The organism is Ideonella sp., from assembly GCF_044358605.1.
Lineage (GTDB): Bacteria > Pseudomonadota > Gammaproteobacteria > Burkholderiales > Burkholderiaceae_C > Ideonella.
The window spans coordinates 23,629-39,721 of sequence record NZ_JBIKNQ010000053.1 but is presented as its reverse complement, the minus strand read 5'-3'; the positions used below and the strand labels follow the sequence as shown (position 1 = coordinate 39,721).

The window sequence follows — 16,093 nt, the reverse complement described above, 5'->3', positions numbered from 1 at the left end:
CCTCAACCACCAGACCCCCATCGAGGCCCTGAAAAAATGGCACGCCTCACACCCCAAGCTCTTCACAAAACGTGTGAATGATCTCCCGGGGCTTGACACATAGGGGCCAGCTTGGGCCGACACACTTTAATATTGCGTAACCCAAAACTGACCAGTGCGTCTGCGCAACCTGGGGCTGCAATCACAGGTAGTTGCGACGGCAGCATTTATCCCAGCAACTAGGCAATTTCCCGCATTGACCCTTGAAGTCCTGGCGATATTAAATTAGGACCAAGAAATAAAACTTCTGTTCCTCTATATCGCTTTTGAGCACTATAGCTGAGACTATAGGTCAGGCAATTATATTTGGCGTAAAAATCCCTAATGGATGGAGCATCGTCATAGGAAACCATCCATTGTTGCGAAATATTTTCGACACAGGCTGCGATTTCTTTATGATCCTCATGTCCATAATGATGGGTGTATAAATCACCACCTTTCACATAATAGGGCGGATCAAGATATACCAAGGTCTTTTCTGGCAACCTGGAGACAACATCTAACAAAAATTGCTTCGCATCGAGCTGGTGCAATGTTATCTTCGATCTATGATCTGCAATCAATCGCACCCTACTAATGAGTTCATTTTTGGCATAACGGGCATCAATTTTATAATTACCATCTTGATTTTTCCCGCCAATAACTCCTGCTGAAATTATTCCCGAACGATTAGTTCTATTCAGGAAGAATGTGGAGAAACCGAGATCAATAGGACTTTCACGTTCCTTATTTGTCTGGATTTCCCGCATTCTGAGCCAAGTTTCTAAGTTTACTGGTGTATCACGAATTAGAGCACACAGCTCATCAGTGCTATTAAGTACGCTATGCCAAAATGACCAGATTGAACGATCAATGTCATTAATGTGGATGTGTTGAACGAACTCCTGGATTACGAGTTCAAGAGCGATTGAACATCCCCCAGCATAGGGTTCAGCATATGTTCCATCAAGCAGTTTATTCGCGCGCAAAACGGCTTTGACGTAATCGGCGAGCTTGGTTTTGCCACCCGGATAACGTAACGGAGAATAAAAGGCGGACACAAATTTTCCTGGGGTGATTTGGGTGGAACTTTACTAGCTTTCGGAGTCTTTGATCAACCCGACTTAATAGCCCTTAACAAGGCCCCCATGAAAGCCTCTATGCCGTTACTCCACATTGCATTCAGCTCTGTCGGGAGTGGTGAAGCGTATCGGTTGTGCATAAACGCATGCAAGGTTGTCACACTGGCGGTTGGACTGACTGTCGTGTCGTTGTCATCAACACCATGCTTTTTAACCCCTTCCGCCGCTTGCTTCGTTAGCATGCGATTTTCTCGCAGCCATTTGGTACACGCATTGATCTTTTCAGACAATGTTGGTGAAGTGCGCTTATTAGTCTGAGATTCAACTGTTACAGCTTTAGACTCAATCAGTTCATCAACAGACAACTCGACAAATACGCGCAGTAGGACTGCACATGCATTGGGGTGCGTATGAACATTGATACGCTTGAGATCTCGGTAGATGTCATTTATCCGTGGCGAGCCAATTGAAGCAATGAAACTTGGCGGAATGAGCTTCGTGCGCAGTCGACTGGTTGGCCTTGAGGTGACCGCTGCTGTACCTACGACTTTGGCTGGCTTAGCTTGGTGGCCTGCGTCTCCAACAGACCAAGGTTCGCCTGATTTACTCAGGTTGGGCCGGGTAGAAGTGGGCAATTGTGCAACATAATTTTCTCGATCCTTTTTGCCTTTGAGCTTAGTTACTGTCCAGTGGTCTCCAAGCAAATCACTGACGACCCGCTTGACACCCTTCGCCAGTTCGTTCGGCGGAACGGATGACGATAGCTTGCCTTGACTCAATTTGAGACCCAATACAGCACGTACGTCGGGATCACCTATCAAACGCGCGAGCGTGGACACAGGAAATGGGCGCCTGCCGTTAATATCCTGCTCGGTAAACCAACCCTGTTGTTTGCCAAATTCGAGTAGTGAAGTCGCCGCGTCACCCTTCCGAAATCTTGCAGCTTGGATGCCGTCCCAGCTGACGATGCCTGCGCCACTGTTTTCACCCGTGTGTTTCAGCGCAATCCATACGTTCGCTTCTTCACGGGACTCAAAGAACGCAACTTCGATATTAAATAATTCCAGACTCTTGGCCTCAATTGCAAGGCTGCGCAGCTTCTTGATCATGCCCGAAAGGGCTGAGTTTTGTGGAAAACTGTCCAGTAAAGCCGGATTGCGCAACGCCCGCAGTACGGCTGAGCGTCTATTGCCCTCAACCACAACAAACCGGTCTCCAACACCTGGGATTACCGTGATTAAATCCGTCGGATTGAGACCGTTGTCGACTATGTGCTGCGCCAATGCCTGGGTCTTCTTGGGCTCAGACGTCAGCATCATTTCCAGCGCTTCTCGCTGACTTCCCTGCTGTTCGTAGCGCGGATTATCAAGATCGAGGTCAAGTTTATCAATGGTTACTTCTATTACCGGCATCGTTCACCCCTGTACTTTGAATTACATCCAAAATTAAGCCGAGCGCCGCGTCCAAATGTAGGCCATAAATTCCAAGTGGACTGAACGATTCGGTTGCGGCTGAGTTTACTTGGTGACCCTTGTGTTGTGCTGTAGTCACCGCACACGGCGGCGTGCTGTTTTTGGATGAGATTGGCGAGCTGGGCCTGGACGAGCAGGCCATGCTGCTCAAGGCGGTCGAGGAGAAGCGCTTCTACCCCATGGGGAGTGATCGCGAGGTCAGCAGCGACTTCCAACTGATTGCCGGCACCCACCGCGACCTGCGCCAAGACGTAGCCCAGGGCCGGTTCCGAGAAGACCTGTTTGCCCGCATCAACCTGTGGGCCTACACCCTGCCGGGCCTGGCGCAGCGGCCCGAAGACCTGGAACCCAATATCGACCATCTGCTGGCCCGCATGGCGGTGGAGCTGGGCCGCGCGGTGCGCTTCAATGTGGAGGCCAAGGCACAGTACCTGCGCTTTGCGCAAAGCCCGGAGGCGCTGTGGCGCGGCAACTTCAGAGACCTTTCCGCCAGCATCACCCGCCTGGCCACCTTGGCGGACAGCGGGCGCATCTCGACCGGTTTGGTTGAGGCCGAGATCCAGCGCCTGCGGTGGCTGTGGCAGGGCCACATGGGCGATCTCGCTGCGGCCCAACGCTCAGCCACCCTGCCCACCGCACTGCAGGCGCAGTGGGACACCTTGGACCTGTTTGACCAACTTCAGCTGCAGGCGGTGCTGGCAGAGTGCCGCACGTGCAGCAGTTTGTCTGAGGCGGGCCGCAAGCTCTTCAACCGATCACGCGAGGAGCGCAAAGTGGTGAATGACGCGGACAGACTGCGCAAGTTTTTGCTGCGGTTTGGGCTGAGTTGGGAGGACTTGAGGGCGCTGTGATGGGCTTATCGTTGGGCTTGTTGTTGCACACGATTGATTTGGAAATGGAATGACTCTCGCCATGCCCCACACCCTCCGCCCCGCCACGCCGCAAGACATTCCCTCCATCGTCGCCCTGATCCGCGAGCTGGCCGAGTTTGAGCACCTCAGCCACTTAGTGCAAACCACGTCCGAGAAGCTGCACCCGCATCTCTTTGGCGAGCGGCCTGTGGCTGAAGCCGTGGTGGCCGAGGTCGACGGGCAGGTGGTGGCCTTTGCGCTGTTCTTCACCAACTTTTCGACCTTCTTGGCGCAACCGGGGCTGTACCTGGAAGACCTCTACTTGCAGCCCGCCCACCGCCAGCACGGCCTAGGCCGTGCGCTGCTGACGCACTTGGCGCAGTTGGCCGTGGCGCGCGGCTATGGCCGCTTTGAGTGGAGCGTGCTGGACTGGAACGCCAATGCCATCCGCTTCTATGAAGGCATGGGGGCGACGGTGATGCCGGACTGGCGCACTTGCCGGGTGACTGGGGAGCGCTTGCAGGCGCTGGGTGGGCACGCCTGAGCGCACGGCCCTGGGCCGAGTGGTGGCCTGCGAGGATGATCGACATTCGATCATTCGCTGTTCGCAAATAGCGAATGGTGCTTGGCCTTGGTTGCATGCTATATGCATATGGCATATGATTGATTCATGGCATCTTCTGGCATTCGATCCCGCTTGGCCCAGGCGCAATGGGCGCTGAAGCCCCAAGACTTGGCCATGGGGTTCAAATTGGCCGTGCTGGGCCCGCAGCGCTTGTCCTTTGCAGCGCTGGCCGACCAAATGTGCCTGTCGGTCTTCGAGGCGCACGCCTGCGTCTCGCGCTTGCTGGCCTCAAAGCTGCTGACGGAAATTGACGGCCAACTGCGTCTGCAAATGGCCGCCTTTGAGCCGCTGGTCCTGCTGGCCGCCGCCCATGTCTTCCCCCCTGTACGCGGCGAGGTGACGATGGGCTTTGTGACCGCGCATGGGGCAGCCCCGCTGCGCTCCAAGCTCTTGCTGTCTGACGACCTTCCGCCCGTCTGGCCGCACCCAGACGGCGACACCCGAGGTGTGAGCCTGTTGGCGCTCTATCCCAAGCTGCCAGCCGCCGCCCTGAAGGACGCGCGCCTGTATGAATGCTTGGCCCTGTTCGACAGCTTGCGCATTGGCCAAGCTCGCGAGCGCGAACTGGCCAAGACCTTGCTGCAAGAACGACTGCGCGCGCCCCACCCTAAACCAGAGCCTGCATGAAGCCCACACACCCCAATGTGGCCATGCTGGAAGTGGTGGCCAAAGCGCTCGGGCCGCTGTGCGATGAGGTGGTGTTTGTGGGCGGTTGTGCGGCAGGCCTGCTGCTGACGCAGACGCGCGCCGACTCGATACGCGTGACCGAGGATGTGGGCCTCGTCGCCAGTGCAGTGACCACGGCCGAGTTTCATGCCACCGAAGCGCAGATGCGCCGTCAAGGCTTCAGCAATGACTTACGTCCCGACGCCCCATTTGCCGATGGGTCTATGCCAATGTCACGGTCGATCTAATGCCTTGTGTGCCCGCAGCCATAGGCTTTGCGAATCGCTGGTATCCCTTGGCCGTGGCCTCTGCCAGCAAGGTGACATTGCCTTCTGGGCAAGCCATCCGTTTGATTGCAGGCCCGGTGTTCATCGCCACCAAGCTCGAAGCCTTCAAGGACAGAGGCCGCACCAGCGCCGGCGCACTGGACATGCTGGGCAGCCATGATCTCGAAGACATCGTGAGTGTCATTGACCGCAGACCTGAGTTGCTCGCAGAGTGCCAGAGCAGCCCAGACGACTTGAAGGTCTACCTCGCCAGTGAGTTTCAGCACCTGCTGGACGCCCCGGGGTTCATCGAGGCCCTGCCCGGACACGTGCCCGCCGACGCGGCCAGCCAGATGCGACTGAGCCGCCTCTTGACCAGCATCCGAACCCTGGCTCATTTGGCGGGCTGAGATACTTCGCCCTGGCGCACGCTTTCAGGCGCCCACACCTTCATGCACAGCCTCACCCCCACCCACCTCCTCCACTCGGCCTCCGCCGTTTTTGAAGCCGCACTGCAGGTCGGCCTGCTGCCCGAAGGCCACCGCTCGCGGCGCCTGCATGGCCACAGCTTTTTTGCCACGGTGCGGGCGGCCCTGCCTGCAGGTTGGGCGCCGTTTGCCGGAGGCGAAGTGGCCGAGTTGCAGCGCCGCATGGAGGCCTGCACGGCACCGCTGGACTATGCGCTGCTCAACGACACCTTGCCGCAGCCCACCGATGAAAACCTGGCGCGCTGGATCCGGGCGCGCTTGGAGACGGAGTTTGGCGTACCGGGCATCCACCAAGTGGGCGTGCAGAGCACACCGCATTGCGGGGTGGACTTGGACGCTGCAGGCCAGGCCCATGCTTGGCGACGCTATCGCTTCCAGGCGGCGCACCGCCTGCCGAATGTGCCGGCTGGGCACAAGTGCGGGCGCATGCACGGCCATGGCTTTGAGGTTATCTTGCATGCCAACCAAGACGTGGGCGGGCGCGACATCGGCATTGATTACGACCACTTGGACGAGCTGTGGGCACCTCTGCACTTTGAGCTGAACTACCACTGCCTCAACGAGATCCCTGGGCTGGAGAACCCGACCAGCGAGGTCATCTCGGCCTGGTTGTGGCAACGCCTCAAGCCGGTGTTGCCCGAGCTGAGCTGGGTCACGGTTTATGAGACGGGCTCCTGCGGTGCCAACTTTGACGGCACGCATTACCGCATCTGGAAAGAGCTGACGCTGGACAGCGCGATTCGCCTGCGCCATGCGCCCGAGGGCAGCCCGCTGGCCGCCATCCACGGCCACACCTACACCCTGCGCCTGCACCTCTCGGCCCCACTGGATGCGGTGATGGGCTGGACGGTGGACTTTGGCGATGTGAAGACCCTGTTCGATCCCATCTTCAAGGCCATCGACCACCGCCCGCTCTACGAGATTGCCGACCTGCCCGATGGCGACGCCATGAGCTTGGCCCATTGGGTGCTGGCCAAGGGCCGCGCCGCCCTGCCGGAGCTGGACCGGGTGGACTTGTATGAAACCCGCGGCTGCGGCGCCATCGTCAGCGCCCAAGACGAGACCGAGTTGGTGCCGGTATGAAGCCACAAGGTCACCACAGACACACCGAGGTGCCGTCATGACCTACTCGGTCAAAGAAATGTTCTACACGCTGCAAGGCGAGGGCGCCCAAGCCGGGCGCGCGGCTGTGTTCTGCCGCTTTGCCGGCTGCAACCTCTGGAGCGGCCGCGAGGAAGACCGGGCCACGGCCACCTGCAGCTTTTGCGACACCGACTTTGTGGGCACCAATGGCCAGGGCGGTGGCAAGTTCAGCAGCGCTGAAGCCTTGGCCAGCGCCGTGGCCGCGCTGTGGCCCGAGGCCACCGGAGGCCAGCGCTATGTGGTGTGCACCGGCGGCGAGCCGCTGCTGCAACTGGACGAAGCCGCGATTGCCGCCCTGCACGCGCAGGGCTTTGAGGTGGCCGTCGAGACCAACGGCACCCAGCCGGCGCCGGCCGGGCTGGACTGGATCTGCGTCAGCCCCAAGGCCGACGCCGAGCTGGTGCTGACCCAGGGCGATGAGCTCAAGCTCGTCTACCCCCAACCCCTGGCCCCGCCCGAGCGCTTTGCCCACCTCGACTTCAAACACTTTTTCTTGCAGCCCATGGACTCGGTGCTCAAGCGCCAGCACACGCAAGACACCGTGGCCTACTGCATGGCCCACCCGCAATGGCGGCTGGGGGTGCAGATGCACAAGGTGGTGGGGATTGAATGAGGCGTTTGGCGAAGCCTGACAAGCTGGGAAGACCATGAGCCTGGGGTGGCCGCCCTGGCCCGCCTGAGCCGCTATCCTTCACGCCTTGCTCACAAGGCTCATCAAGGATCGCCGCCCATGTCGCACCCCCTGACACGCTTCTGCACCCACTCGCTCTTGGCCGCCGCCGCGCTGGCCGCCATGGCCAGCCCACTGGTGCATGCGCAAGCCACCCCAAGCGCCAGCGCCGCGCCCACCGATGAGCGCTATGTGTGGGACTTGACGCCGCTGTTTGCCACGCCCGCAGCGTGGGAGGCCGAGCGCCAAGCGGTGTTGGCCGAGTTGCCCAAGATGCAAGCGCTCAAAGGCTCGGTGGTCAAGGGCGATGCGGCGGCTTTGTTGACCGCCTTGCAAGCGCAGTCGGCCCTGCGGCTGCGGCTCAGCCGCTTGGGCGTTTATGCCTCGACCCAGCAGAGCACGGATAACCGCAATGCCCAGTTTCAAGAACGCGGCAATTTGGTCCGGGCCGTCTTCGGCCAGGCCAGCTCGGCCGGGGCCTGGTTGGCGCCGGAGATTCAAAGCCTGGGCGCGGCCAAGGTCGAAGCCATGTCGGCCGCCGAGCCGAAATTGGCGCCTCATGCGGTGAACCTGCGCCAAACGCTGCGCCAAGCGCGCCACACCCTGAGCGCCGACACCGAAGCCGCGCTGGGCGCTCTGAGCCCTGTCTCCCGCGCGGCTGTGCAAGCCCGCACGCTGCTGATGACCACAGACATCCGATGGCCCAGTGTCACCATTGACGGCAAGCCGCAAGAGGTCAACCCCACCAGCTACGGCCCGCTGCGTGCGCACCCTGACCGCGCCGTGCGCGAGCAGGTGTTCAAGGCCTTTTATGGCCAGCTGGGCCAGTTTGAAAGCAGCTTAGGCAGCCTGCTGAGCAGCCGCATGCAAGCCGGCACGATCGAGGCCAAGCTGCGCCAGCACAAGAACGCCATCAGCGCCAACCTCTCCACCCACCAGATCCCCGAGGCCGTGGTGCGCACCCTGGTGGCGCAAGCCAATGCAGGCTTGCCCGTGTTGCACCGCTACTTCAAGCTGCGCCAGCGCATGTTGGGCCTGCCCGACCTGCACTACTACGACATCTACCCGGACCTGGTGACCCTGGACAAGCGCTTCAGCCCGGAAGAATCCGCCCGGCTGACCACCGAGGCCACGCAGGTGCTAGGCCCCGACTACCAGCGCCACCTGAAGGCGGGATTGAGCGCCCGCAGCATGCATGTGTTCCCCGCACCGGGCAAGTCATCGGGCGCCTACAAGACCAGCGTCTATCGCGTGACGCCCTATATCTTTTTGAACCACCACAACACCTTCAACAGCGCCAGCACCTATGCCCACGAATGGGGCCATGGCGTGCACAGCATGCTGGCCGACGAGGCTCAGCCTGAAGAGACAGCGCGCTACTCGCTGTTTACCGCTGAGGTGGCCGCCATCACCAATGAGGTGCTGCTTTCAGAAATGATGCGGGCCAAAGCCCAAACCCGCGAGGAAAAGCTGTTCTACCTGGGCCACTCGCTAGAGGAGATGCGCGGCACCTTCTTTAGGCAGACCATGTTTGCCGAGTTTGAACTGGCGGCCCATGACGCGCTAGAGCGCGGTGAAGCCCTGGGCGGCAAGAAGCTGACCGCGCTCTACTGCAGCCTGCTGCGCAAGTACCACGGCGCCGACCAAGGCGTGATGCAGATCGACCCGGCCTACTGCACCGAGTGGGCCTACATCCCGCACTTCTTCAACCCCTTCTACGTCTACCAGTACGCCACCTCCATGACGGCCTCTGCCTACATTGGCCAAGAGCTGCGCAAAGGCCAGCCGGGGCTGCGTGACAAGTACCTGGGCGTGCTGCGCGCGGGCGGCGCCTTGCCGCCTTATGAGCTGCTGCGCGACGCCGGTGTGGACCTGGCCAGCCCCGCGCCCTATCAAGCCCTGCTGGCACGCATGACAGCCATCATGGACGAGATGGACCGCCTATTGGCGACGCGCTGAAAAGCCGAACGCCAACAGCAGGTTGTTGGCCGGCATGGCGTGGCGGGCTTGCAGGTGCAGGCCCACGGCCTCGGCTGCAGCGCACACGGCCGCCAGGGTGCGCAAGCCCCACTCAGGGTCACGCGCACGCAGGTCGGCGTCAAAGGCCACGTTGCCGGGCGCGGTGGGTTCACCTTCCACCACGTAAGGCCCATAAAGCAGAAGCAGGCCGCTGGGGCGCAGATGGGCCGCTGTGCCCTGCATCAAACCCGCGCAGGTGGCCCAGGGTGAGATGTGCAGCATGTTGGCGCAGTAGACCGCGTCAAACTGGCTAGTCTCAAAGGGCCAGGGCTGCTGCAGCACATCCAGGCGCACCGGTGGCCGCACCTGCGGCCAAGGGGCGCAACGGGCGGCGATGGTGGGCAGGGCCTCGGCCGCATAGTCCGTGGGCTGCCACTGCCAACCGGCTTGGGCGGCGGCAAAGTGGGCGGCATGTTGGCCCGTGCCACTGGCCACTTCCAGCACCTGGGCTTGGGGGGGCAGCAGGGCTTGCAGGCGCTCCAGAATGGGCTGCTTGTTGCGGTCGGCGGCGGGGCTGAAGGGCAGGTCGGCGGGCAGGTTCATAGAGGTGGCGTCATCTGGAGCAACAAGGACCCGGATGATTTTGAAACGGAATCACAGGCCCATGCGCAGGCGGCGGTCTTGCTCTTCCAGTCGGGTGTCTTCAATCTCGCGCAGCACGGCTTGCAGGTCCACGCTGTGGGCGTCGGGCACAAAGCGGCCAGTCAGAGGGGTGTCTTGGCTGAGCATGCCTTTGGTGTAGAGATGCCAGATCTCCGGCCCATAGGCAGTGGGCAGCAGCGCGGGGCAGAAGCGGCCGAAAAAGCTGCGCAGGTTGTCGACATCGCGCAGCAGCATGCGGGCGGCGTGGTTGTTGCCGGCAGCGTCCACGGCCTGCGGCAGGTCGATGATGACGGGGCCATCGGCAGCGAGCAAGATGTTGAACTCGCTCAGGTCGCCGTGCACCACGCCCGCGCACAGCATGCGCACCACCTCAGCCAAGAGCGTGGTGTGGTGTTGGCGGGCTTCGTCGGCGCTGAAGGCCACATCGTTCAAGCGCGGGGCGGCGTCGCCCGCCTCGTCGGCCACCAGCTCCATCAGCAGCACGCCCTCATAAAAGTTCAGGGGCTTGGGCACACGCACACCGGCTGCAGCCAGGCGGTAGAGCGCATCCACCTCAGCGCTTTGCCAGGCTTCTTCTTGGGCTTGACGGCCAAAGCGCGTGCCCTTGGCCATCGCCCGGGCTTGGCGGCTGTTTTTGACCTTGCGGTTCTCGGTGTAGTCCACCGCTTGCCTGAAGCTGCGGTGGGTGGCTTCTTTGTAGATCTTGGCGCAGAAGGTGTCGTCGCCTTGGCGCACCACAAAGACCTGGGCTTCTTTGCCGCTCATGAGCTGGCGGACCACGCTGTCGATGAGGCCTTCTTCGATCAGCGCTTGCAGTCGTTGGGGTGCTTTCATCGGCGGGATGGTACGCCGCCTGAGGCCTGTTACTGACGCCTCAGCAACAAGTCCTCGGCTTCACAAGATTTTGGCGACCTCAAAATGCATGCCATCGCGCCGGGTGAAGTGGCCACCCCAGTAAAGGCCAAACTCGTGCGCCACCGGCACCAGGGCATAGACGCAGCCCTTTTGGCCGCCTGTGGCGGGCTGGGCCCCAAGCGGGTTCCAGGGCACGTTGATGTCAAAGGCCGTCGCAAAGGCATGGTTGGAGAGGATCTGCCGGTCCGCCCCGCCGCGAATGAAGCGCGCGTTCCAAGCCCCCGCGTAGCCCAGCACATGATGCAGCAGGCCGCGGTCCTCCCAGGCCTGCCACAGGGCCTGCACCTGGGCCGCCACCTTGCGGTGCAGCCGCACCTTGCCGCTGCTGGGCCCGCCGGTGATGCCCACCAATTGCGGAATGACGACGGTGGTGAGCTGGGTCGCCTCCCAGTCATTGGTAATGCGAATGGCCTCGGGGTTGCTGGCCGTGGGGGCCGGCACAAACTGCAGCGGGCCGAACACGGCTTGGCGTTCGCTGTTGCTGGTCAAAGGTGCAAAGTCGGGCAAGGCGGGGAAGACAGACTCATGTTGGCTGTAATCCGTCACCTCAAAACCCAGCATGGCGGCCTTGCCATAGCTTTGATTGCCCACCACGCCGTCAGCGTCCAGCTTGTGGCGCTTTTGAAAGCCCAAGGTGGCCTCGCGAGTGGCCGTATCGAAGTGGCCGGTGTCGTTGACGGCCCAGCCTTGGCCGCGCAAGAACACTTGCCACTGCACCACCAAAGGGCCGGTGGAACCCAGCTTGAGTAAAGGCAACATGGTGAACCCCTGTGAGTGGATTGGTATGACTGAACTCTAGTCATCTGGGCCGCAAGCCCCATCCCCAGGGTGGAGGATCTCACCCCCCAGCTTCGGTGCCTCTCAGGTAAATGCACCAGTACACCCCGGCCACCAGCACGCTGCCGCCGACCAGGTTGCCCGCAATCACCGGCAGCAAGTTGCCCAGCATGTCGCCCAGGCTCAAGGGCGCACCCAGCAGCCAGGCCAAGGGGAAGAAGTACAAATTGGCAATCGAGTGCTCAAAGCCTGCGGCCACAAAGGTGGTGACAGGGAAGACGATGGCCACCACTTTGTCGACCACGCTGTGGCCGGCCATGGCCATCCAGACCGCCATGCAGACCAGCACATTGCATAGCACCCCGCGAAAGAAGGCCACCTCCCACGGCAGCTCCGCCTTGGCCAGCGCGATGCGCTGTACGGTCTCGCCCACCGCGCCCTGATTCAACCCACCATGGCCCGACAGCCACACCAAGAGCGCCAGAGCCGCCGCGCCCACGGCATTGGCCACGCAGACCACGGCCCAGTTGCGCAGCAACTCGCCCGTGCTGATGCGCCGCCCGGCCCAAGCCATGGTCAGCAGGTTGTTGCCGGTGAAGAGTTCGGCCCCCGCCACGCTGACCAAGATCAGCCCCAGCGAAAACGCCAAGCCGCCCAAGAGGCGGGAGGCCGCAAAGCCCAAGGTGGCGTCACTGGCCACCAGGCTGAACATCAATGCGCCCAGGCCAATGAAGGCGCCGGCCAGCACACCCAAAAGCGCCTGGGTCAGCAAGGGCAGGCGCGCCTTGGCCACGCCCACATCACTCACACGAGCGGCAATGTCTTTGGGGGCGTAGGCGTCGAAACCGAAAGGGTTGGGCATGGGTGGGGCGCGCCTGATATGAAGGTGTTCACTGTAACCCCAGCACCTGTTAATGAGCCCTGGCCACACGGCCCCAGACCAGCAAGGTCAGCACCCCTGCCAAGCCCAAGAACTTGAGCGCCGCGCACAGCGCCATGGCCACGGCCAAGAGCAGCTTCACCGCCCCCAGGCCCTCGGCGGGCAGGCAAAGCAAGGCCACCGTCACCGCGTCTTCCGCCAGATCGGCCAGCACTGCCAGGGGCAAGGCCCAGCCCAGTCTTTGCAACATGCGCGAAGGCGCTAGGCCGACTTGGCGCAAACGGGCCACCCGCGCAAAGGCCGCGCAGGCCCAAGCCGCCAGCACGGTGGCATAGGCGGCGATGAAGGGCAGGTCCAGCGCCAGGGCTCGCAGTGCTGCGCTGGGGCTGATGCCCACCGGCAAGGCCGCGCCCATCCAGGCCTGCAACTGCCAGGTGGCCAAGGCCGCCACCTGGCTCAGGCCAGCCCAGAACACCGGTGCTTGGGGCGCCAGCACGCTGGCCATGGCCCACAGCAAGAGCAGCATGAGCAGGCCCGCCACGGCCTGGGCCCAAGACCAAGCCGGGCGCTGGCCCCAGACGCTGCCCTGGGGCCATGCTGCACCCAGGGCCGCGACGCTGGGGTGGGCCTGGGCTTGAATGCGGGGGTCGGGGGCGTCTTCGAGGATCACGCGGGCCGGGTCGCGCACGGCCAGGCCGCTCAAGGCCCACCAGGGCGTGCTGCGGGTGCGGCTGTGGGCCAGGCTGGAGGCGGTGTCGGGGATGGCGCCGGGCAAAGCCGCTACGGCCTTCAGCACCTGGGCTTCGCTGAGCATCAAGCCCTCGGGGCCATTCAGGCGCAGCCCGCATTGCACGGCCTCGCTGCTCATCCAGGCCAAGGGCCAGCGGGCCAAGCCGGCCTCTTGGCGCAGATGGCCGCCGCCCACATCGCTGTGATCACCCCTGAACCACAGTTGCAGCAAGCTGCCCTCACGGCCGCTACGGCTGAGGTGCGGACCATTGGGCGCGGCATAGGGACGCGGCAGGAACTGGGCGCGTTGCTCATCCAGCGCCAAAGCCTGGCGGACATGGATGAAGGCTTTGTCAGCCACGGTGGGGGCAGCGGTGAACTTGGCAGAGAACGGCCCAAAGCCGACGCTGGCCACGGTGTCCCACACGCCCACAAATTGGATGTCCACCGCGCGGCTGTCGGCCGTGGTGAACAGGCGGCTGGTTTGTTCGGAGATGGCCTGGCGTTCGGCGTCCATGGCGCCACGGTCCGCAAAGTAGAGGTGCACCAGCGTCGGCACCATGGAAACCATGTGGGGGCTGAGCAGCCCAAATTGGTTGATCAGACCCGCCACGCTGCGCGCGGTGAAGGCCCCGCGTGAGAAGCCAAAGATGAAGAGCTGATCGCCCGGCTGCCAGTGCTGCATCAAGAAGCTGTAGCACTCGGCAATGTTCTCGTAGACACCCCGGCCAAAGGCCAGGCCCGCCACGCGCTCGGCAAAGTGCTTGGCGCCGTCCCACCAGGTGGCACCGGGCAACTCGGCCGGGTTGCCCACGCCAGGGTCGTAGAAGACCAGACGCGCGGGGTCGGGGTGGGCGCGCAGAAGCTCGGCCAAGCGCACCACTTGGGTGTCTTCGCGCCCACCGGTTAAGTTGTTGTTTGTGCCGTCGCACAGCAGGATGAGTTGGCGCGGGAGAGAGGCCGACATGAGGCACACCTTGCAAGAGTCTGCGCCGTTTGTACTGCATCACGGCCCGAGCCGCATCCCTTGTTGTGGGGGCAGTCCTCCCTGCTGTGTGGTCCCAAGCACCGCTCAGACCAGCCAGTGAAACGGGTCTGGCTCGGCCTGCAGGTCGGTGTGAGTGGCTCTACGTACAGAGCAGCTCGTTCTCCCACCATTGATGCAACCAGGTGCCCAGTGCTGTCGGGTCGCTCAGGCGTTCGGCCTGCAGGTGCTGCTCGGCCACTTTGGCAATGCTGTGGTCGGCCCGGGTCAGGTCCAGCAAGAAGGCCGCTTCTTCAGAGCCGACCGTGCTGAAGTGAGGCTGCAGGCCGCGCCGCCACACCAGCACGCTGGCGGGCGCGTCGCGAGTCTCGGCTTCGGGCGCCTCTACATCGGCCTCTATGGCCTTCCATATGGCCAAGGCATTGCTGTGCTGGCTCAGGAACTGCACCGTGGGGTGCAGCACCGGCCATTGGTTCAAACAGGCATCCGCGCCGCATTGCTGCACGCGCGTGAGGTCCCAGGCCTCGTGGTCGGCGGCGTCGAAAACCGAGCGCAAAGCCCATTCCAAATCGGCCAGCTCGCGCAGCACGGGGTGGTCCGGGTGGCTCTGCTGCAAGTGGTGGGCAAAGCGATGCCCATAACGGCCCAGATGAGCCCCAGTGGGCGGATGCTGCTCGACATAGGCCAAGGTCAGCTCGTCAAAGTAGTCGCTGCCCACATAGAGCCGGGTCTTGGCAAAGCTGTCGGCCAGCACCTCTTGCAAGCGGGCACGGTAGGCATGGTGGTAGATCTCCAAGCCGCGCCGCGCAGGCAGTGGCCCCGGCGCATCCACGGCGGCAGGGGCTTGCTCAGGCACGCTCTGCAGAACGATGCCCGCGACCAGGGCTTGGGTGTCGTCCAAGTCCAGCGCCCCCGAGGGCGCCGCCGGCCAGCGCAACGGTGCGGCCTGGGTGCCCGCCACCACCGTGCTGTGGGCGGCGCGGGTAGGGGCTGCAGCCGGGCGAGGGGAGGCGCCGTGCCGCTCGGCAATGCGGCGCGCTTGGGCCAGCTCAGCCAGCAGCTCTGGCAGGGGCGGGATGTGGTCGTCGCGCTCGATCATGGTGGCAGTGGGGCCAAAGATCTCGCAGGCTTGGGCATAGAGCGCCCAGACCTCGGGGCAGACCGGGTGGTCGTGGGTGTCGATGATGAACTCACCATTCAGCGAATGGCCCGCCAGGTGAATCTGGCGCACGCGGTCCACCGGCATCGCGGACAAATAGGCCAGCGGATCAAAGCCGTGGTTGACGCTGCTGACGTAGATGTTGTTGACGTCCACCAGCAGCTCGCAATCGGCCTCTTGGGCCACATGGGCCAGGAAGTCCCATTCGGTGACGCCGGACGCGCTGAAGCGCAGATAGCTCGACACGTTCTCCAGCACCAAGCGGCGTTCCAGCACGTCTTGCGCTTGACGGATGTGTGAGACCAACAAGCGCGCGCACTCTTCGGTGTAGGGCAGGGGATAGAGGTCGTGCAAGGGCTGGCCGCTGGGGCCTGTCCAGCACAGGTGGTCAGACACCCACATCGGCTCGATACGGTCGGCCAGGGCTTTGACGCGCTTGAGATAACGCGAACTCAAGCCTTTGGCAGAGCCAATGGACATGGCCACGCCATGCAGGGCAATGGGGTAGTCACGGCGAAAGCGCTCCAGCATCACCAGCGGCTTGCCGCCATCGACCAAGAAGTTGTCGGTGATGACTTCCAGCCAGTCGACCGCTTGGCGGCCTGCTTGGAAGTCCGCATAGTGCGGGGTCCGTAAGCCCAGACCAAAGCCGGACGAGCGGCGCGCCGCAGCGGCCAACGTAGAGCGGAGTTCAGACATGGCAGGCGGCTCGCTGTGGATGGCGCAAGGGGGTGCAGAGGGCCTA

Annotated in this window: 15 protein-coding genes and 1 pseudogene; 8 read left to right on the top strand and 8 right to left on the bottom strand. The window is 62.6% G+C overall.

Annotated elements, in window-relative coordinates; all coding sequences use genetic code 11:
• Positions 1-218: 218 nt before the first annotated feature.
• A complete protein-coding gene (locus ACIQ3Q_RS17170; protein ID WP_396270407.1) occupies positions 219-1,079 on the bottom strand; it encodes a DNA adenine methylase in 861 nt (286 codons plus the stop codon).
• Positions 1,080-1,132: 53 nt separating this feature from the next.
• Positions 1,133-2,512: a hypothetical protein gene (locus ACIQ3Q_RS17165; RefSeq protein ID WP_396270406.1), complete on the bottom strand. Its 1,380-nt coding sequence runs from the start codon at positions 2,510-2,512 to the stop codon at positions 1,133-1,135.
• Between the two features lie 137 nt (positions 2,513-2,649).
• On the opposite strand from ACIQ3Q_RS17165, the pseudogene ACIQ3Q_RS17160 reads away from it, so the two are divergent.
• From ACIQ3Q_RS17160 to ACIQ3Q_RS17125, 8 genes and pseudogenes are all read left to right on the top strand, one after another.
• Positions 2,650-3,423, top strand: a pseudogene (locus ACIQ3Q_RS17160) (sigma 54-interacting transcriptional regulator); the annotation flags it as partial.
• 61 nt (positions 3,424-3,484) lie between these two features.
• Positions 3,485-3,967, top strand: a complete 483-nt coding sequence (locus ACIQ3Q_RS17155) for a GNAT family N-acetyltransferase (protein ID WP_396270405.1) — start codon at positions 3,485-3,487, stop codon at positions 3,965-3,967.
• A 126-nt stretch (positions 3,968-4,093) separates the two neighbouring features.
• On the top strand, positions 4,094-4,675 hold the full coding sequence (locus tag ACIQ3Q_RS17150) for a hypothetical protein (RefSeq protein WP_396270404.1): 582 nt from the start codon (positions 4,094-4,096) through the stop codon (positions 4,673-4,675).
• Positions 4,672-4,962: a hypothetical protein gene (locus tag ACIQ3Q_RS17145; protein WP_396270403.1), complete on the top strand. Its 291-nt coding sequence runs from the start codon at positions 4,672-4,674 to the stop codon at positions 4,960-4,962. Before ACIQ3Q_RS17150 ends, ACIQ3Q_RS17145 begins: the two co-directional genes overlap by 4 nt.
• Positions 4,963-4,970: 8 nt before the next feature.
• Positions 4,971-5,390 (top strand): hypothetical protein, encoded by a 420-nt coding sequence (locus ACIQ3Q_RS17140; protein ID WP_396270402.1) that lies wholly within the window; start codon positions 4,971-4,973, stop codon positions 5,388-5,390.
• A gap of 42 nt (positions 5,391-5,432) precedes the next feature.
• The gene (locus ACIQ3Q_RS17135; RefSeq protein WP_396270401.1) at positions 5,433-6,551 is read left to right on the top strand and encodes a 6-carboxytetrahydropterin synthase; all 1,119 of its coding nucleotides are present in this window, start codon (positions 5,433-5,435) and stop codon (positions 6,549-6,551) included.
• 37 nt (positions 6,552-6,588) lie between these two features.
• Positions 6,589-7,224: a 7-carboxy-7-deazaguanine synthase gene (gene queE, locus ACIQ3Q_RS17130; RefSeq protein ID WP_396270400.1), complete on the top strand. Its 636-nt coding sequence runs from the start codon at positions 6,589-6,591 to the stop codon at positions 7,222-7,224.
• Between the two features lie 117 nt (positions 7,225-7,341).
• Positions 7,342-9,240 carry a M3 family oligoendopeptidase gene (locus ACIQ3Q_RS17125; protein ID WP_396270399.1) on the top strand — a complete coding sequence of 633 codons (1,899 nt, stop codon included), beginning with the start codon at positions 7,342-7,344 and terminating at the stop codon, positions 9,238-9,240.
• On the opposite strand, the gene ACIQ3Q_RS17120 is transcribed toward ACIQ3Q_RS17125, so the two are convergent.
• The 6 genes from ACIQ3Q_RS17120 to ACIQ3Q_RS17095 all read right to left on the bottom strand — a co-directional run bounded on the left by ACIQ3Q_RS17120 (position 9,223) and on the right by ACIQ3Q_RS17095 (position 16,047).
• The gene (locus ACIQ3Q_RS17120; protein WP_396270398.1) at positions 9,223-9,843 is read right to left on the bottom strand and encodes a DUF938 domain-containing protein; all 621 of its coding nucleotides are present in this window, start codon (positions 9,841-9,843) and stop codon (positions 9,223-9,225) included. The genes ACIQ3Q_RS17125 and ACIQ3Q_RS17120 overlap by 18 nt on opposite strands.
• 51 nt (positions 9,844-9,894) lie before the next feature.
• Positions 9,895-10,737, bottom strand: a complete 843-nt coding sequence (locus ACIQ3Q_RS17115; RefSeq protein WP_396270397.1) for a PA4780 family RIO1-like protein kinase — start codon at positions 10,735-10,737, stop codon at positions 9,895-9,897.
• Between the two features lie 60 nt (positions 10,738-10,797).
• A complete protein-coding gene (locus ACIQ3Q_RS17110) occupies positions 10,798-11,577 on the bottom strand; it encodes a M15 family metallopeptidase (RefSeq protein ID WP_396270396.1) in 780 nt (259 codons plus the stop codon).
• 79 nt (positions 11,578-11,656) lie between these two features.
• Positions 11,657-12,457 (bottom strand): formate/nitrite transporter family protein, encoded by an 801-nt coding sequence (locus tag ACIQ3Q_RS17105; protein ID WP_396270395.1) that lies wholly within the window; start codon positions 12,455-12,457, stop codon positions 11,657-11,659.
• 49 nt (positions 12,458-12,506) lie between these two features.
• Positions 12,507-14,171 carry a T6SS phospholipase effector Tle1-like catalytic domain-containing protein gene (locus ACIQ3Q_RS17100; protein ID WP_396270394.1) on the bottom strand — a complete coding sequence of 555 codons (1,665 nt, stop codon included), beginning with the start codon at positions 14,169-14,171 and terminating at the stop codon, positions 12,507-12,509.
• Positions 14,172-14,331: 160 nt separating this feature from the next.
• A complete protein-coding gene (locus tag ACIQ3Q_RS17095; protein WP_396270393.1) occupies positions 14,332-16,047 on the bottom strand; it encodes a DUF692 family multinuclear iron-containing protein in 1,716 nt (571 codons plus the stop codon).
• Between the last annotated feature and the right edge of the window lie 46 nt (positions 16,048-16,093).